Raw genomic sequence first — 18609 nt, 5'->3', positions numbered from 1 at the left:
TTTTAAAAAAAAGAGTTCAAAAATTTTTTAAATCTTCGAACTCTTTAAGTTTACGTTAATTTTAACAAATGTTTTACAAGTTGTCAATCACTTTATCTTTTGGATAACGAACCTTATAACTGATTCTTATTTTCTTGGTTTCATTTGCACCAAGTTTTAAATCCCAGGTTAAAATTCCGGTTTCTTCATTTACTTTCGCTCTGTCTTTTTCTAAAAGCTCAACTGTAATTTCTTTGTCGGTACTTATAGGATATTGATCTTTCAGCAACAGTTCAACACTTTCTTTTTTGTTGTTACGAATGGTAATATCATAAGTAAACGTTTGCTCTTTATAAGCTGATAAGAATTTAGTTCCCGATTTATCTGCAATTTTTTCACGTTTAATAGAGATTTTCTTATCTCTTCCCATACTTAAATTCAACGTGTCTGCCGTTTGATTTGGATTAATCATTGTTTTACCAACATACATTCCTTCAAAAATAATATTTGCTTCTCCAGGTAATAAATTAAATTTTGAATAATCTGATATTTCAGCCAATAAGAATGCTTCTTTTTCAATTCTTGGAACTGCATAATATCTATAAGTAGCGGGTAATTTTATTTCTTTTAAAGCTACGCTATGCGCTTTTCCATTCGATAAAATATCATAAGGAATATCAATGTCAAATGAAACGTTTAATTGATTTTCATTGATGCTTGTGTAATTTGAAACTGAAGATTCTTCTAATTCATCAGCACTTACTTTAATTCCAGAAACTTTTCCTTGTATAGTATTCATTTTCGCATTAGAATTATCGTATTGTACAAATCCTCTATTATAACCAAAACGTAAAAACCAAGCTTGTAAAATAGGTGCGTTATTGTTTTGGGTTGGGTTTCCACTAGATAAAGTAAGTTTTACTTTTTTCCAGTCAATTCCAGTGTTTTGCGTTACTTGCCCTTTATACATCATATTAATTGGTGTACTGATGCTTTCTGCTCTTAAATCATAGAAAGGTTTCCAAGTTGCTCCACCTGTAAGGTAATTGATATCTAAATTTACTATTCCTGCAGATTCGTTCATCACTTGTAAAATCAGTTTTCCTTTCGAAGATTTTTCTTCATTTTTAGTATTGATTTCCAGTTTAGAATTTAGTTTTTTCAACTTCTCATTCAATTTATTTTCTTTTTCTTGAAAAGAAGTAATTGCATTGCTTAGTTGAGTTCGTTTCGAATTATAATAATCAACTAATTTCATTAATTCGGCTACATTTAAACCTGTATTAGTTCCAGAAACTTGTTGGTTTTTATCCAATAACTCAATAGTTTTAGCATGCGAATTTTTCTCCGTTTGCACTTTTATTATTTCTTTTTGAACCCAATTGATGCTGTCTCTTACTTTTTTAATTGCAGGATTACTTTCGTCAATTTCATATTCTGAAATGTAATTTTGGGTAAACTGAACCGATAAAACCGTTAAGGAGTTTGGCGCGCCAATTTGAACCGTATTTTCGTTTAAATAATCGGCAACGTTTTTAATTACAATTTCGCTTGTTCCTTTGGGTAAGTTTACCGAAGTAGTTTGAATAAGTTCAGCACTGTTGCTGTAAACAGTAGCTCCTTTTACAGTTGCGGTTGTAAAGATTGGCTTTTGTGCAAACAAGGTTGCCGAAACCAATAAAGTGAATAAGAAAATTATTTTTTTCATGTTTATGAATTTTATGTCTTTCTATTATAGAGTGACATTTTCATTAAAAGGTTGGGAAGGGAATTATTTTATTTACTTATTGAGAAAGTGCGTACCAAAAAATTGTATGGTCAAATCGTAAAAATATTTTTTCTTCAAAATAGAAGTATTCTTTTAAAAAGGTTGAGTTAATAGTATCGTTATTAAAAAATTGGAAATTGTAATAAATTAGAATTTCTGTTTTCTCTTCTTTTAAATTTTTAATTTGAAATTGCCATTTACCTAATTCAAAAATAAAATCTTCTTTATCTATTTGAATTTCATAGTTTATAAATCTTTTTTGCAGATTTAAATCAAATTCTGTTTTAGTAAAAGAAATTTTATTAAAATTTTCAAATAGAGTATCGCTTTTTTTTAAATAATCACCATAAAATGTAGGGTTAAAAAAATTGTCCTTAGATAATAAGTAATATTTTTGTTTATAATCTGTTTTTTTATCCGAGTTATTTCCTAAATAGGCTTCCGAACTATCTTTTATATATATTGAATCTGTATCAATATCGATTTTTTTTAACTCACCTTCAAAGATGAAATCTGTATAAATAATTTCTTTAGATACAACATAATCGTTAGAGATGAATACTTCAATGTCTTTTGTTGAGCCAATTGTTCCGTGTTTTATTCCTTTGTTTTGTGAACTTACACTGTTTGAAATTAAAATTAGAATAAATATGATTTTTTTCATTTTTTCATTTTATAATTTACCCAAACAACTCACCTACAACATCTTCAATTTTCGAAACCAAAACCACTTTTATTTTCGTGTTTTTTAAGGAAATTTTATTGTGTTTTGAAACCAAAATAGAAGTAAATCCAAGTTTTTCAGCTTCTTGTATGCGTTGGTCAATTCTGTTAACTGGGCGTATTTCGCCCGAAAGTCCAACTTCACCTGCAAAACAAAATCCGTCTTCAATGGCAATGTCTTCATTAGACGATAAAATAGCAGCTACAACGGCTAAATCAATTGCTGTGTCTTCCACAGAAATTCCACCAGTAATGTTTAAAAATACATCTTTTGTACCTAAACGAAAACCAGCTCTTTTTTCTAAAACGGCCAATATCATGTTTAACCGTTTGGCATTATAACCTGTTGTGCTTCGTTGAGGTGTTCCATAAACTGCAGAGCTTACTAATGCTTGAATTTCGATCATTAACGGACGCATTCCTTCCAATGTACAAGCAATTGCGGTTCCTGATAAAGCTTCTTCTTTGTGGGAAATTAAAATTTCAGAAGGGTTTTCAACTTCGCGTAAACCACTTCCTAGCATTTCATAAATTCCTAGTTCTGCAGTTGAACCAAATCGGTTTTTTAACGAACGTAAAATTCTATACACGTGATTTCTGTCGCCTTCAAACTGTAAAACGGTATCGACCATGTGTTCCAAAATTTTCGGACCTGCAATGGTTCCATCTTTGGTAATGTGACCAATTAATAGAACCGGAGTATTGGTTTCTTTTGCAAATTTTATCAGTTCGGCCGTACATTCTCTAATTTGAGAAATACTTCCAGCTGAAGATTCAATATAATCGGTATGTAGGGTTTGTATAGAATCAATAATGACAATTTCAGGTTGCATTTCCTGAATTTGTTTAAATATGTTTTGCGTTTTGGTTTCGGTAAGAATGTAACAATTGTCGCCATTTGGCGTAATTCTTTCCGCACGCATTTTTATTTGTTTCTGACTTTCTTCGCCCGAAACATATAAGGTTTTATAAGGTAATTTTAGAGAAATTTGAAGTAATAAGGTGCTTTTTCCAATTCCCGGTTCTCCGCCTAATAATATAAGAGAACCAGGCACAATTCCGCCACCAAGAACTCTGTTTAATTCGTTATCATTAGTGTTTAAACGTATTTCTTGAGACGAATCTATTTCTTTAACTAAAAGCGGTTTTGAAGCTCTTGAGGTTGAACCCGAATCACTTTTCCATGCTTTTTTTTCTTCTTTTTGAACTATTTCTTCAACAATGGTGTTCCATTCTTTACAATTATGACATTGTCCTTGCCATTTTGAAAACGGTGTACCACAATTTTGACAAAAAAACGAAGTTTTAACTTTAGCCATAATTATTATTCGCCTTCTTTTTTCTCACCTTCTTCAACAGGTGCTGGTTCTGCATATTCTTCAACTTTAGATTTGTCTTGCTTGTTTTTTAAATCTTCAGAACGAGAAATCATAAAGTCCTTTGTTAATTCGCGTATTTCTTCTTTAGTAAATGCACTTTTATATTCTTTTGTAGCTTTTTTGTATTCACCCATTTTTTCATAGTACAATGCTTGGTGATAAACACTTAATGTTGTTTTTGGGTAATTTTTTTCAGCATATTTTGATAATTCTTGTAATTCTGGGTACGCTTTGTTTTTTAAGATAGCGGCTTCAATTGCTTTAAAGTCAGTTAATCTTGGTTTAATATCAATTCCTAGTTTTTCTTGTAAAGTTGTGTATTTGTCAATTAAATACTGCGCATAACCTTTGTCTAATGTTACAATTTTAGTTTGAAATTCGGTCATAGAAATTGGTGCATAACCATCGAACATAAAATATAGAGCACTAGGAATAGCATTTGCAACTACTGAATAGTGAGTTGTTCCAATAATTTCTTCAGAGGCAAACTTGAATTTTGCATTAGGAATTGCTTTTACATTTTGGGTTAAAGTTAATGCTCTTTCCTTTAATTCGTCTTTATCTCCTTCAGCCATTGCTTGGTAATAAAAAATTGGTTTTGAAATTAAAGCCAATCTTTCTGGAACTCTTTTTTCCATATCGAATGCAAATTCTGGAGAAAGCGAAATGTAACCATTAAAAACAGGATTGTCTTTGTATAAATATGAATTCATAAAACCTGCAGTAGTATCGTGACCTGCGATTACTCTAAAAGGTTGTGTTCTGTATTTTTTTTCAACGTAAGGCAATAATTCAATACCAATAAATTCAAAAAAACTAGCTCCAGTAGCAGTAGGAAAACCTGCTTCATCAAATTCACTGTCTAAATATCTTGTTTCTCCATAATTTTGAGGAATTGAAACGATAATCATTTCAGGTAAATCATCCCAATAATTACCGTATTTAAGAATTCCTTCAAACGGACTTAATAAATATTCACCATCTAATAATACTAATACCGGATATTTTTTATCGGGAGAACTTTCGTAAGTTGTAGGTAGAACGACAGTAAATTCTCTTGTTCCATTTAATTTTTTAGAGTCAATTGATTCTGGAATACGTTGAGCAAAAGTGGTAATAGCACTTAAGAAAAGGATTAAAAACAATTTTGATTTCATAAAAAAGATATATTGAATTATTAGAAGACCAATATACTAATTTATTTCTTTTTTGTTAGTGATGGGAGTATTAAAAAAGCAATTCCACCTAAAAGAATGGTAATTATTAATTGTGAAGTCCAAACAATCCATCCAAAAGCATTTCCCGCTTCTATTGGAATGTTGTATAAAAATAATATTTTAGCAATTAAAACAGGGAAAAAACCAAATCCACCATTGGTAAAGGCTATTGTTAAACTTCCAATTACAAATGCGACTAATACTGCTCCAAATGAAATTACTTGAGTCTCTTCTAATGCAAAAATAATGGAGTAGAACATTAATACATAAGTAAGCCAAATTAATAATGTTATTACAATGAAAGGTAGTTTATTTGGCATTTTAAAAACACTTAACGCACCGTCTGTAAGTCCAGAGATTTTCTGTTTTATCCATAAAACCCATTTCAATTTAGAGTAAATCATTAAATAAATTCCAATTAATGTAGAGATGACTCCGAGAATTAATAAAATGATTAATTTTTTTAATGGAATGTATTCTAATAAAAAACTTTTAAGGGTGTTGAATTCTAAAACTACAGCTGTAAGTATAAAAATAATTAAAACAATGAAATCTATAATTCGTTCAGAAATAATAGTTCCAAAAGCTTTGTCGAAAGGAACTCCATCATATTTTGTTAGTAATGCGGCTCTAGAAAATTCACCAGACCTAGGAATGGTTAAATTTAAAAAATAACCTATACTTACAGCAATTAGGTTTAATTTGAAATTAGACTTATATCCTACGTATTCAAGAGTGTACTTCCATCGATAAGCTCTTAAAACATATCCAGAGAAAGCTAAAAACCCAGAAATTATTACATATTTATAATTTGCACCTAATATTGAGTTTTTAAGTTTTTCTATTTGATCAGGTGTAAACGATTTATAAGTATATATAATTAAAAAAACTCCCAATAACAATGGGAGCGCTATACTCAGAGTATTGTTTATTTTTTTTTTCAAACTAGGTTAAAGAATTGTCTTTCTCGTTAGGAAAAACTAAACAAGGTTTGAATTTTTTTGCTTCTTCAAACTCTAAAGTTGCGTAAGAAATGATAATTATGATATCACCTCTATGAACTTTTCTTGCGGCCGGACCATTAAGTGTTATTTCTCCTGTGTTTCGAGGTCCTTTTATTGCGTAAGTTTCTAATCGTTCACCATTATTTATGTTTACGATTTGTACTTTTTCTCCTTCAATAATGTTGGATGCTTCCAATAACGCTTCGTCAATTGTAATGCTTCCGATGTAATTCAAATCAGCACCGGTAACGGTTACTCTATGAATTTTTGATTTTACTACTTGAATATGCATGGTGCAAAGTTAATTATTTCGAATAAATTAATTATTAATTTTTAATTAAATATAATTTTTTTAAATTGGACTGTTATTCTGTTAGAGATATGTTGTCGATTAGTCTTATTCCTTCAACATAAACTGCTATAAATGCTCTGTATTTTTTTGATTTATTTTTCCTTAAACAAGGTAGTAATTTTTCTTCGTCACTTATTTCAAAGTATTCAAGCTCAAAATAAGGATTTGTTTGGAAAGTTTTCTTAGCTAAGTTTAAAATCTCTTGTGCCGATTTTGTTTTAAATAAAACTTTAGCTTTCTGTAAAAAGCTATAAATTATTGCTGCGTTTTGTCTTGTTTCTTTTGAAAGTCTTTCGTTTCTAGAACTCATTGCTAATCCGTTTGGTTCTCTTAGAATTTCACAACCTATAATTTTCACAGGTAGTTTTTCTTTAGAAACCATTTTTTTAACTATTTGAAGCTGCTGAAAGTCTTTTTCTCCAAAATAAGCCCTTGTTGGTTGTATGATTTCGAATAATTTTTTTACTATTGTTCCAACTCCATCAAAATGTCCTGGTCTATGTTTGCCTTCCATTTGATTTTCTATTCCATCAAAGTTAAAGGCTGTAGATTCAATTTTTTTTTCGTAAATATCTTCTACCGAAGGTGCATATAAAATTATTTTATCGCTTAATGTATTTATTTTTTCAATATCTTTTTCTAAGGTTCTTGGGTATTTCTTTAAGTCTTCACTATTGTTAAATTGTGTTGGGTTTACAAAAATACTTACAACAGTTAATGCGTTGTTTTTTAAGGAGTTTTGTATTAAAGACAGGTGTCCAGAATGCAAAGCTCCCATTGTAGGAACAAAGCCAATTGTTTTAAAATCAGTAATTTGCGAGTTTAAAAAATTTGTTAATTCTGATTTTCTATGGAAAACTTGCATGAAAATTTGAGTTTATTTAAAGTGCAAACTTACTATTTTAGTGGATAAATCCATAAATTTTTGTAATTTTGCGTGTTTTTTGAACTTAATACACAATTCAATATAATTATGGAAGATAAGAGGATATTGTATGTATCATCTGAGGTGGTGCCTTATTTAGCGGAAAATGAAGTTTCTCTACAATCGTATGAATTTCCAAAAATGATTAACGATTTAGGAGGTCAAATTAGAATTTTTATGCCTAGATATGGGAATATTAATGAAAGAAGACATCAATTACATGAAGTAATCCGTTTATCAGGTATGAATCTTGTGGTTAATGATATGGATATGCCTTTAATTATTAAAGTTGCTTCTATACCTAAAGAAAGAATTCAAGTTTACTTTATTGATAATGACGAATATTTTAAACGAAAAGCAACTTTTACAGATGAGGAAGGGAATTTATTTTCTGATAATGACGAAAGAGCAATATTTTTTGCAAAGGGAGTTGTTGAAACAGTGAAAAAATTAAATTGGGTTCCAGATGTAATTCATGTTCACGGATGGATGGCGTCTTTATTACCTTTGTATCTAAAGCATTTCTATAAAAACGAAGGTATATTTGCTGAAACAAAAATTGTTACTTCGGTTTATGGTACTGGTTTTGAGGGGGAGTTAGATGGTGATTTAATAGATAAGGTTTGTTTTGATAATGTGTCAAAAGAAGATGCTAAATTGTTGGAAAGGCCGTCTTACGATAACTTAATGAAGTTAACGGTTGATTATTCAGATGCTGTTATTGTTGGTTCAGAGGAGCTTTCTTCAGATTTAACAAAATATATAGAAAGTTCAGGTAAACCTTTTTTACCTTTCGCCAATAAAGAAGAAGTTCAAGAAAAATATACTAGTTTTTTAAAAAATCAAGTACTATAATTATTTAGTTACGTTATGAAAAAGATTATTTTAGGTTTAACTGTTTTGCTATCAGTTACTTCATTAACATCATGTGATAAGGATTTTAATACAATTGGGTCTGATATTGTTGGTGGAAATCATTTTGATTTAGATAAAATTGATGTGCAGGTTTCTGTAGAAACAAAAATAACCGGCCCTGTCCAGTCAAATAATTTGCCAATTAATCATTTGGGTATTTATAGTGATCCAGCCTTCGGAATTACAAAAGCTCATTTTGTTAGTCAGTTAGAGTTAACTAGTGAAAATCCTATTATTGGAAATGCAGGTACTCAGGTTATTGATTCCGTTTACATTTATATACCTTATTTTGTTGATTCAGATGAAACTGTTACCGACACTGATGGATCAAGTACCTTTGTTTTAGATTCTGTATACGGGTACAATGAAGACGCTAAGTTTAAATTACATGTTTATGAAAACGGTTATTTTATAAGAAATTTTGATCCTACAGACAATTTTTTATCTGCTCAAAAATATTATACAAACGATAAAAATTCTAAAATTGATCCATTTAAAGGGTCTGTTCTTTTAAATAATAGTTCTGATTTGTCTCAAAACGAAGAATTTTTTGTTAGTAATAAAGAAATTGTTATTTATGAAACTGATGGGAATGGTAATTATGTTGATGAAGATGGAGTGTTGGTTGGTCAAAATGATAGAGTTGTAAAAGAAAGAAAGGATCCTGGTATTTGGTTGGATTTGAATAAGAGTTTTTTTGAACAAAAATTGTTTGGAACATCTGCCTCTGGTAAGTTATATAGCAATACAGTATTTAAGGACTTTTTTAGAGGATTACTTTTTGAGGTTGAAGAAATAACTCCTGGCGTTGGAACCCTTGCTACACTTGATTTTTCTAAAGCAGAGTTGAAGGTGTTGTATAAATCTGAGAATACAATTACTAATACAGATGGTTCAACTAGTACTACAACTACAAGTAAAAATTTAACTTTGGGGCTTGGTTATAATGGAACTACTAGAACTGCTAATTGTATTAACTTAATTGATTATGAATTTAGTAGTACGTATAATGCCGGATTAGCCGATACTAGCGGTGAAAATTTATACATAAAAGGTGGTAGTGGATCTGTGGTTTATATTGATATTCCCTTGTCGGATATTAATGCCTTAAGGGACAGAGATTTGTTGATAAATGAAGCTAACTTGGTTTTTTATATTAATACAACACAAATGGGCGCCGCAACTCAATTTGAGCCTGAAAGAATTTATCTTTTTGATGCAACAAATAATACTCCTCTATTGGATTATTATTCAGATACCTCTACAAATTCAGATACTAAAAGAAATAAAAGTTCTTTTGGCGGTATTATAGAGAAAGATGATCAAGTCAATCCAAAAGGAATTAAATATAAAGTAAAAATAACAAATCATATAAATAGAGTTTTAAATGGAGACTCTGATGAAAATGAAAACATAAGAATAGGTCTTGTTGTTACTGAGAATATAAATTTATATTCTAATGCTTTTGTAGCGGCTAATACCACTGATAGGGTGCCTTTTGGGCAAGTTATGAGTCCATTAGGAACTGTTTTATATGGTCCAAATAGTCCTGTTATATATACTGATCCTGATACTGGAGTCGATACTCCTTTAAAATTAAAACTTGAAATTTATTATACAGAACCTACAAACTAAATTTATTATTTATGTGTGGAATTGTTGGATATATTGGACATAGGGATGCTTACCCTGTAATTATTAAAGGGTTGCATAGACTAGAGTATAGGGGTTATGATAGTGCAGGACTCGTTTTGTTTGATGGTGAAAAATTAAAACTATCTAAAACAAAAGGTAAAGTCTCTGACCTGGAGTTGATATGTGAAAAAGAAAACACTAAAATAGGTAAAGTAGGAATGGGGCATACACGTTGGGCTACTCATGGTGTTCCAAATGATGTAAATTCTCACCCTCATTTTTCAAATTCAGGTAAATTGGTAATTATTCATAATGGAATTATTGAAAATTATGAGCCAATAAAAAAGGAATTAATAAAAAGAGGTTATACTTTTAAATCTGATACTGATACTGAAGTCTTAATTAATCTTATTGAAGATGTTAAGAAAAAAGATAATATCGGTCTAGGTAAGGCTGTTCAGATAGCTCTTAATCAGGTAGTTGGCGCTTATGCGATTGCTGTTATAGATGTAGAAAAACCAAATGAAATTATCGCAGCTCGATTAGGTAGTCCATTAGCTATTGGTGTTGGTGAAGATGAATTTTTTGTTGCTTCAGACGCTTCTCCATTTATTGAATATACTTCAAATGCTATTTATTTAGAAGATGAAGAAATGGCAATTATTAGACTTCATAAACCTATGAAGGTTCGAAAAATAAAAGATGATACTTTGGTTGATCCTTATATTCAAGAGCTGCAAATGAATTTGGAGCAAATTGAAAAAGGAGGTTATGACCATTTCATGATGAAAGAAATTTATGAACAACCGAGTGTAATTAAAGATACATATAGAGGTAGGCTTCTTGCAAATAAAGGAATTATTCGTATGGCTGGAGTTGAAGATAATCTTGAAAAATTCCTAAATGCCGATAGAATTATAATAATAGCTTGTGGTACTTCATGGCACGCAGGTTTAGTTGCGGAATATGTAATTGAAGAGTTTGCTAGAATACCTGTTGAAGTTGAATATGCTTCAGAATTTAGGTATAGAAATCCTATTATAAACAAAAATGATGTTGTAATTGCAATTTCTCAATCAGGGGAAACGGCAGATACTTTAGCTGCAATTAAGTTGGCTAAACAAAACGGAGCCTTTGTTTTTGGGGTTTGTAATGTAGTTGGTTCGTCAATTTCAAGAGAAACTCATGCAGGTGCTTATACACATGCTGGTCCTGAAATTGGTGTAGCGTCAACAAAAGCGTTTACAACTCAAATTACAGTATTAACTTTAATAGCATTACGATTAGCAAAAGCAAATGGTAAAATGTCTAATTCAAATTATCAAAGATATTTGTTAGAATTAGAAATGATGCCAGAAAAAGTTACTGAAGCGTTAAAATCAAATGATGTAGCTAAAGAAATTGCGTCTATTTATAAAGATTCGTCGAATTGTTTATATTTAGGAAGAGGATATAACTTTCCTGTTGCATTAGAAGGAGCTTTAAAATTAAAAGAAATTTCTTACATTCATGCTGAAGGTTATCCTGCTGCTGAAATGAAACATGGTCCAATTGCTTTAATTGATGAGTCAATGCCTGTAGTTGTAATTGCTCCTAATCAAGGGCATTATGATAAGGTGGTTAGTAATATTCAGGAAATTAAATCAAGAAGCGGAAAAATTATTGCTGTTGTTACCAAAGGTGATACACAAGTTAGAGCGTTAGCAGATCATGTAATAGAAATTCCTGAAGCAACAGAAGCTTTAACACCGTTGCTTACAACAATTCCATTACAATTATTATCATATCATATAGCAGTAATGCGAGAATGTAATGTAGATCAACCTCGTAATTTAGCTAAATCTGTTACAGTAGAATAAGAATAAAAAAGCGAAATTTAAACATTTCGCTTTTTTATTAGAAAAAATTCAAAGAAATTATTGCAAAATTGTTTTATAAAAAACTATCTTTGCACACGGAAAAATATATGTTTTTTCCAACACTAAATAGCTATTAAATAAATACATAAGCAATGTCTAAAGTTACAGGAAAAGTTGCAAAAATTATTGGACCAGTTGTAGATGTGGTTTTTAACTCTGAAAACACTGAACTTCCAAAAATTTATGATTCATTAGAAATTACTAAAACTGACGGTTCAAAATTAGTATTAGAAGTTCAATCTCACATTGGTGAAGATACAGTTCGTACTATTTCGATGGATTCAACAGATGGTTTGTCTAGAGGTACTGAAGTTGTTTCAACTGGTGCTCCAATCCAAATGCCTATCGGTTCAGAAGTTTTTGGTCGTTTATTTAACGTAATCGGAGATGCAATTGATGGTTTAGGTGATTTACCTAAAGATGGTTCGAATGGTTTGTCTATCCATAGACCTGCGCCAAAATTCGAAGATTTATCAACTGCTACTGAAGTTTTATTTACAGGTATTAAAGTAATTGACTTAATTGAACCTTATGCAAAAGGAGGTAAAATTGGTTTATTCGGTGGTGCTGGGGTAGGTAAAACTGTATTAATTCAAGAATTAATTAATAATATAGCTAAAGGTCACGGTGGACTTTCTGTATTCGCAGGAGTTGGAGAAAGAACACGTGAAGGAAATGACCTTTTAAGAGAAATGTTAGAATCTGGTATTATTAAATACGGTGATGATTTCATGCACTCAATGGAAGATGGAGGATGGGATTTATCTAAAGTAGATAAAAACATCATGAAAGATTCTAAAGCGACTTTCGTATTCGGACAAATGAACGAGCCACCTGGAGCGCGTGCACGTGTTGCTTTGTCTGGTTTAACAATTGCTGAATATTTCCGTGATGGAGCAGGAGATGGGCAAGGAAAAGACGTTCTTTTCTTCGTAGATAATATCTTCCGTTTTACACAAGCTGGTTCTGAGGTTTCAGCTCTTTTAGGTCGTATGCCATCTGCGGTAGGTTATCAACCAACATTAGCAACTGAAATGGGTGTAATGCAAGAACGTATTACTTCTACAAAAACAGGGTCTATTACATCTGTACAAGCGGTTTACGTACCTGCGGATGACTTAACTGATCCGGCGCCAGCAACAACATTTGCTCACTTAGATGCAACAACAGTATTGTCTCGTAAAATTGCTGAGTTAGGGATTTATCCAGCGGTTGATCCTTTAGATTCTACTTCAAGAATCTTAACTCCAGAAATTTTAGGAAAAGATCATTATGCTTGTGCTCAAAGAGTAAAAGAAATATTACAACGTTACAAAGAATTACAAGATATTATTGCAATTTTAGGTATGGAAGAGTTGTCTGAAGATGATAAATTAGTAGTTTCTAGAGCACGTCGTGTACAACGTTTCTTGTCTCAACCATTCCATGTAGCTGAGCAATTTACTGGTATTCCTGGGGTATTAGTAGATATCAAAGAAACTATAAAAGGATTTAATATGATTATGGATGGTGAATTAGATCACTTGCCAGAAGCAGCGTTTAACCTTAAAGGTTCTATTGAAGAAGCTATCGAAGCTGGAGAGAAAATGTTAGCAGAAGCATAATAAATTTGCAATTAACAGTTGATGATTGACAATTAATTATGATTGTCAATTATTAATTATCAATTATATTAATATGATTTTAGAAATAGTATCACCAGAAGCTACATTATTTAAAGGAGAAGTTACTTCGGTAGCGGTTCCTGGAGTAAACGGTGAATTCCAAATGTTAAATAATCACGCATCTATTGTGTCGTTATTGATTAAAGGGAATGTTAAAATAAACGCTCAGAATATTAAAATTCAAAAAGAATTTGTTTCTAAATTCACTAAAATTAACGAGCAAACATTTTGGTTGCCTATTAATTCAGGTACTATTGAAATGAATGAGAATAAAGTAATTGTTTTAGCTGACTAAAATAATGCTTATTTAAATATAAAAAAAGTCCTGCAACTGCAGGACTTTTTTTATATTTGAACATTAACATATTGTAATAAAGAGTTTTATGAAAAAAATTTTACTAGTAATTGTGGTTTTTTTTATGTCGCTTCTTGGTTTTTCACAAAACCAATGGCAAAATAAAATGTCAGATAGAAATGAAAATTTTTATTCAATTGAAAGAGATTTTGAAATATATAAAAGTATAAATATTGGGGAATCAAAAGTAATCCCAAAAGGCTTAGGTATTAAGCAGTTTGAAAGATGGCGTTATTATTGGAAAAATCGTGTTGATGTTAATGGGAATTTTCCTGTTGATGGTAATACATTAAATGAGATTGAGAACTATAAAAGCCGTCAATTGAATGCTAGATATGCTTCTGGAACAGGTAATTGGACTATTTTAGGGCCTACACCAGTCCCTTCAAATGGTACTGGGCAATTAAATGGTAGTGGAAGACTTAATTGTATAGCTTTTCATCCTACCGACCCTAATGTAATTTATGTTGGTGCTCCAGCCGGTGGTTTTTGGAAGTCTTCAGATAATGGAGTAACATGGACTGAATATTCAAATGGTTTAGTTCGTTTGGGAGTTTCAAGTATTGTTGTTAATCCGTCAAACCCTGATATTATTTATATAGGAACAGGTGACAGGGACGCCGGAGATGCACCTGGTTATGGGGTTTGGAGAAGTACTGATGGTGGGGTTACATGGATTTCTCATAATTCAGGAATGGGAAATAGAACGGTCAATGAAATTGTAATGGATCCTTTAGATTCAAATAAAATGTATGCTGCTTGTAGTAATGGTTATATTTACAAAACTACTGATGGAGGGTCTAATTGGACAAATTCTTCTTTTTTAGGCGATAATCCTAAAGATATTGCTTTACATCCTACAAATTCAAATATTATTTATGTTGGTACATATAACGGAGGTGAATTTCATCGTTCTACAGATGGAGGAGTAAACTTTACTCAAATAACAAGTGGTTTAGGCACAACAGGTAACCGCTTGGCTTTAGCTGTATCTCCAAATCAACCTAATTGGGTTTATGCTTTAGTTGGAGGTTCTTCTGGATTGATTGGTATTTATCGTTCAGAAGACAGTGGCCTTAACTTTGCGACCAGAACTACAACTCCTAATGTTTTAGGATATGATACAACAGGAGGAACAGGTAGTCAATCGTTTTATGATTTAGTTATCGCTGCTGACCCTACAAATGCTGATATAATTTATACTGGAGGTGTAAATATATGGAAGTCCATTAATGGAGGGTCTACTATGAGTTGTGTTTCTTATTGGGTTGGAACAAGTGGAAGTATTGATGGTGTACATGCTGATCAACATGCTTTAGAATTTTCTCCATATACAAATGCCGTCTATTCAGGTAATGACGGTGGTTTATATGTTACTTCAGATGGCGCAGTAAATTGGGACGACCTAAGTAGTGGACTTGCAATTGCACAATTATATAAAATTGGAGTATCACAAACAGTTGCTGATTTAGTAATTAATGGACATCAAGATAATGGTACTTCAATAAGTAGAGGTACAAATTTTATAACAGAAATTGGTGGTGACGGTATGGAATGTATAATAGATCCAACAGATGACAACTATATGTATGGTGCTTTGTACTATGGTGATATTCGTAGATCTACAAATGGAGGAACTTCTTTTGGAGGTATGTCATATCCAATTACAGAACAAGGCGGATGGGTAACACCTTATAAATTAGATCCAAATAATGCAAATACAATGTTTGCAGGTTATGATAATGTTTGGAAGAATACAGCAGTGCGTACAGGGACAACTTGGACTCAAATATCAAGTTTTGGTGGCACAAGTAACATAACTGATTTAGCTTTTGCACCTTCAAATAGTAATGTAATGTATGTTTCTAGAGAAGGAACAGATAAGTTTTACAGTACAAATAATGCATTGGCAGGTTCTCCTACATGGACAAACTTAACCGGAAGCCTGCCTGTAGCTTTAACACCTAAGGATATTGAAATTGATCCTGCAGATCCAACTCATTTATTTATTGCTTTAGGTAATGATATTTATGAATCTACAAATAGTGGTAGTAGTTGGACTAATTTTTCTGGAACTTTACCAAACATCTCTTTAAATACAATTGTTATTGATAAAGATAGTTCTGTTAAAGCAATGTATGTAGGTATGGATGTTGGTGTATACTATAGAGATAATACAATGTCAGATTGGTCGCCATATTCAACTGGTTTAGCAAATGTTGAAATTACAGAATTAGAAATTCATTACAATAATGTAGAATGTAAAAGCACAATTTATGCTGGAACATATGGGCAGGGTTTGTGGAAAGGAGATTTAAAAGACCCCGGAAACCTTGCTCCTAAGGCTTGTTTTTATGCTAGTTCTACAAATGGATGTGTTGGAAATACTTTTATATTAATTGATAATTCTGACTTTACGCCGACATCTTGGGCTTGGACAATTACACCAGCTACTTTTGTTTATGTAAATAGTACTTCATCAACTTCTCAAAATCCAGAAATTCAATTTACAGCACCTGGAAACTATACAATTGCATTAACTGCAACAAATGGAATAGGTAATGATGTTAAAACTAATACATCTTATATTCAGGTAGCTGCCGGAAGTGTTGCTACTAGTTTTAATGATGATTTTGAATCAACGGCATTGTGTGGTACAGCTTCTGATTGTGCTACAACTGTTTGTTCTTTAGGTGGGCTTTGGTCAAATTTAACAAATGGATCTCAAGATAATATTGACTGGAGAATAGATGAAAATGGCACGCCTTCTACAGGAACAGGTCCTTCTGTTGATTTTAATCCTGGAACAGCTACTGGCAATTATGCTTATATAGAAGCATCTTCGTGTTCTTCTCAAACTGCAATTTTAGAAAGTCAATGTGTATTATTAGATGACAAATATGATTTTGTTTTTGCATATCACATGTATGGAACTAGTATTGGAAGTTTACATATAGATTTATTTGTTAATGGAGCTTGGGTTGAAGATTTTGTTCCTGCTTTATCAGGAGATAAAGGAAATACATGGTTTGTATCAACAACTGAGTTATATGAATACGAAGGTCAAACAATTAAATTAAGAATTAGAGGAATTACAGGAACTGGTTTTGCCTCTGATATTGCTATTGATGATTTAAAATTTGTACCAAAATGTTCTGAGTCTACAACTTGGAATGGAACAACCTGGTCAAATGGAACTGCATCAGCTACAAAAAGTGTAATTTTTACAGGAAATTATACTTCTTCAACTGATTTAGAAGCATGTTCTATAGTCATAACAAATAATGCTCAAGTTACTTTTAATTCTGGAAACACTTTAATTGTTGATGGAGATGTTACTGTTGATGCTGGTGCAGTTCTAACAATTGAAAACAACTCTGCATTACGTCAAATAGATGATACAGCAATTAATACGGGCGCTGTTATTATAAAAAGAAATGCAACGGCAATGAACAGACAAGATTATACCGCATGGTCATCTCCAGTAAACGGACAACAGTTACAGTCATTTTCACCTAATACAGTTTCAACACGTTTTTATGAGTATTTATATACTGGAACAACAACGCCTACAGCATATCAGTCAGTTAATGCAACAACTAATTTTATGCCTGGAAAAGGATATATGATTCGTGCAGATAATACTTATACCGTTTCTACAGTATTTAACGGAGAGTTTTCGGGTGTGCTATTAAATGGAGTCATTAATCAGTCAATTGGTTCAGGGTATAACCTTATAGGAAATCCATACGCATCACCAATAAGTGCAAATGTTTTTCTTAGTGATAATTCTAATATTGAAACATTATATTTTTGGACCAATACAACTGCAGCAACTGGCGGTGCATATCCTCAAAATAATTTTGCTGCATATAATTCTGGTACTGGTGGAGTTGGGGCTTATGCAAGTGCTAAAATTCCTAATGGTACAATTCAAACAGGGCAAGGTTTTTATATCCAAACTTCTTCTGCTTCAACAGCAGTTTTTAATAATAACCAAAGAGTAAACGCATCTACTAGCACACAATTTTTTAGAAATTCAAATGATATTAGTTCTATAGAACGTAATAGAATTTGGTTAAACCTGAACGATTCTAACGTGTCTTATAATCAAATATTAGTTGGTTATATTGAAGGAGCTACAAATGGAGTAGACTCTCAAATGGATGGAAAAACATTAGATAATTCTAAGTCAATGATTTATAATTTATTAAATAATGAAGCTTATGTTATTCAAGGGAAAATGTTACCATTTGATATTGATGATGTTGTTGTGTTAGGTTTAAAAACTTTAACACAAGGAAATTATTCAATATCATTAGAAGAAGTTGATGGATTATTTACAAGCCAAGATGTATTTTTAAAAGATAACTATACAAATATTATTCACGATATAAAGCAATCTGATTATTCGTTTTTTACGCAAGTAGGAACATTTGAAGATAGATTTGAATTGGTTTATAAAAGCGGAGCTTTAAGTAGTGAAGACTTTGAGTTGAATGGTTCGATACTCGTTTATTCTGATGTAAATAATGTAAATCTAAATGCTTCTGAAGAAATAAAAAGTGTAGAAGTGTTTGATTTATTAGGGAGATTATTGTTCCAAAATAATAATGTTGGCCAAAGACTATTCACGATTTCAAGTTTGCAAACAAACAAACAAGCACTTTTTGTAAAAATAAAATTAATGAGCGGTCAAGAAATGACTAAAAAAATTATTCATTAAAAAGATATTATTAAACAGAAAAGTCCTGCAACTGCAGGACTTTTTTTA

Annotated in this window: 13 protein-coding genes; 6 read left to right on the top strand and 7 right to left on the bottom strand. The window is 31.4% G+C overall.

Annotation, left to right across the window (positions count from 1 at the left end; all coding sequences use genetic code 11):
• Nucleotides 1-73 precede the first annotated feature (73 nt).
• From OLM55_RS02085 to panC, 7 genes are all read right to left on the bottom strand, one after another.
• On the bottom strand, nucleotides 74-1687 hold the full coding sequence (locus OLM55_RS02085; protein WP_264559764.1) for a DUF4139 domain-containing protein: 1614 nt from the start codon (nucleotides 1685-1687) through the stop codon (nucleotides 74-76).
• Nucleotides 1688-1763: 76 nt separating this feature from the next.
• On the bottom strand, nucleotides 1764-2411 hold the full coding sequence (locus tag OLM55_RS02080; RefSeq protein WP_264559763.1) for a hypothetical protein: 648 nt from the start codon (nucleotides 2409-2411) through the stop codon (nucleotides 1764-1766).
• Nucleotides 2412-2427: 16 nt separating this feature from the next.
• A complete protein-coding gene (gene radA, locus OLM55_RS02075) occupies nucleotides 2428-3789 on the bottom strand; it encodes a DNA repair protein RadA (RefSeq protein WP_264559762.1) in 1362 nt (453 codons plus the stop codon).
• A gap of 5 nt (nucleotides 3790-3794) precedes the next feature.
• The gene (locus OLM55_RS02070) at nucleotides 3795-5006 is read right to left on the bottom strand and encodes an alpha/beta hydrolase (RefSeq protein WP_264559761.1); all 1212 of its coding nucleotides are present in this window, start codon (nucleotides 5004-5006) and stop codon (nucleotides 3795-3797) included.
• A gap of 41 nt (nucleotides 5007-5047) precedes the next feature.
• Nucleotides 5048-6010, bottom strand: coding sequence for a lysylphosphatidylglycerol synthase transmembrane domain-containing protein (locus OLM55_RS02065; protein WP_264559760.1), 963 nt, complete (start codon nucleotides 6008-6010; stop codon nucleotides 5048-5050).
• A gap of 1 nt (nucleotide 6011) precedes the next feature.
• Nucleotides 6012-6362: an aspartate 1-decarboxylase gene (panD, locus tag OLM55_RS02060; RefSeq protein WP_264559759.1), complete on the bottom strand. Its 351-nt coding sequence runs from the start codon at nucleotides 6360-6362 to the stop codon at nucleotides 6012-6014.
• A gap of 73 nt (nucleotides 6363-6435) precedes the next feature.
• Entirely contained in the window at nucleotides 6436-7287 is an 852-nt protein-coding gene (panC, locus tag OLM55_RS02055; protein WP_264559758.1) for a pantoate--beta-alanine ligase, read from the bottom strand.
• 108 nt (nucleotides 7288-7395) lie between these two features.
• Between panC and OLM55_RS02050 the strand changes: the two genes are divergently transcribed.
• From OLM55_RS02050 to OLM55_RS02025, 6 genes are all read left to right on the top strand, one after another.
• The gene (locus tag OLM55_RS02050; RefSeq protein ID WP_264559757.1) at nucleotides 7396-8202 is read left to right on the top strand and encodes a glycogen/starch synthase; all 807 of its coding nucleotides are present in this window, start codon (nucleotides 7396-7398) and stop codon (nucleotides 8200-8202) included.
• A 15-nt stretch (nucleotides 8203-8217) separates the two neighbouring features.
• Nucleotides 8218-9897, top strand: coding sequence for a DUF4270 domain-containing protein (locus OLM55_RS02045; protein ID WP_264559756.1), 1680 nt, complete (start codon nucleotides 8218-8220; stop codon nucleotides 9895-9897).
• Between the two features lie 11 nt (nucleotides 9898-9908).
• Nucleotides 9909-11756, top strand: coding sequence for a glutamine--fructose-6-phosphate transaminase (isomerizing) (gene glmS / locus OLM55_RS02040; RefSeq protein ID WP_264559755.1), 1848 nt, complete (start codon nucleotides 9909-9911; stop codon nucleotides 11754-11756).
• 152 nt (nucleotides 11757-11908) lie between these two features.
• The gene (gene atpD, locus OLM55_RS02035) at nucleotides 11909-13420 is read left to right on the top strand and encodes a F0F1 ATP synthase subunit beta (RefSeq protein WP_264559754.1); all 1512 of its coding nucleotides are present in this window, start codon (nucleotides 11909-11911) and stop codon (nucleotides 13418-13420) included.
• Nucleotides 13421-13493: 73 nt separating this feature from the next.
• Nucleotides 13494-13775 carry a F0F1 ATP synthase subunit epsilon gene (locus tag OLM55_RS02030; RefSeq protein WP_264560579.1) on the top strand — a complete coding sequence of 94 codons (282 nt, stop codon included), beginning with the start codon at nucleotides 13494-13496 and terminating at the stop codon, nucleotides 13773-13775.
• 88 nt (nucleotides 13776-13863) lie between these two features.
• A complete protein-coding gene (locus OLM55_RS02025; protein ID WP_264559753.1) occupies nucleotides 13864-18561 on the top strand; it encodes a VPS10 domain-containing protein in 4698 nt (1565 codons plus the stop codon).
• Nucleotides 18562-18609 lie beyond the last annotated feature (48 nt).

It is taken from the genome of Flavobacterium sp. N2270, assembly GCF_025947225.1.
GTDB lineage: Bacteria > Bacteroidota > Bacteroidia > Flavobacteriales > Flavobacteriaceae > Flavobacterium.
This window is presented reverse-complemented; position numbering and strand designations above follow the sequence as displayed.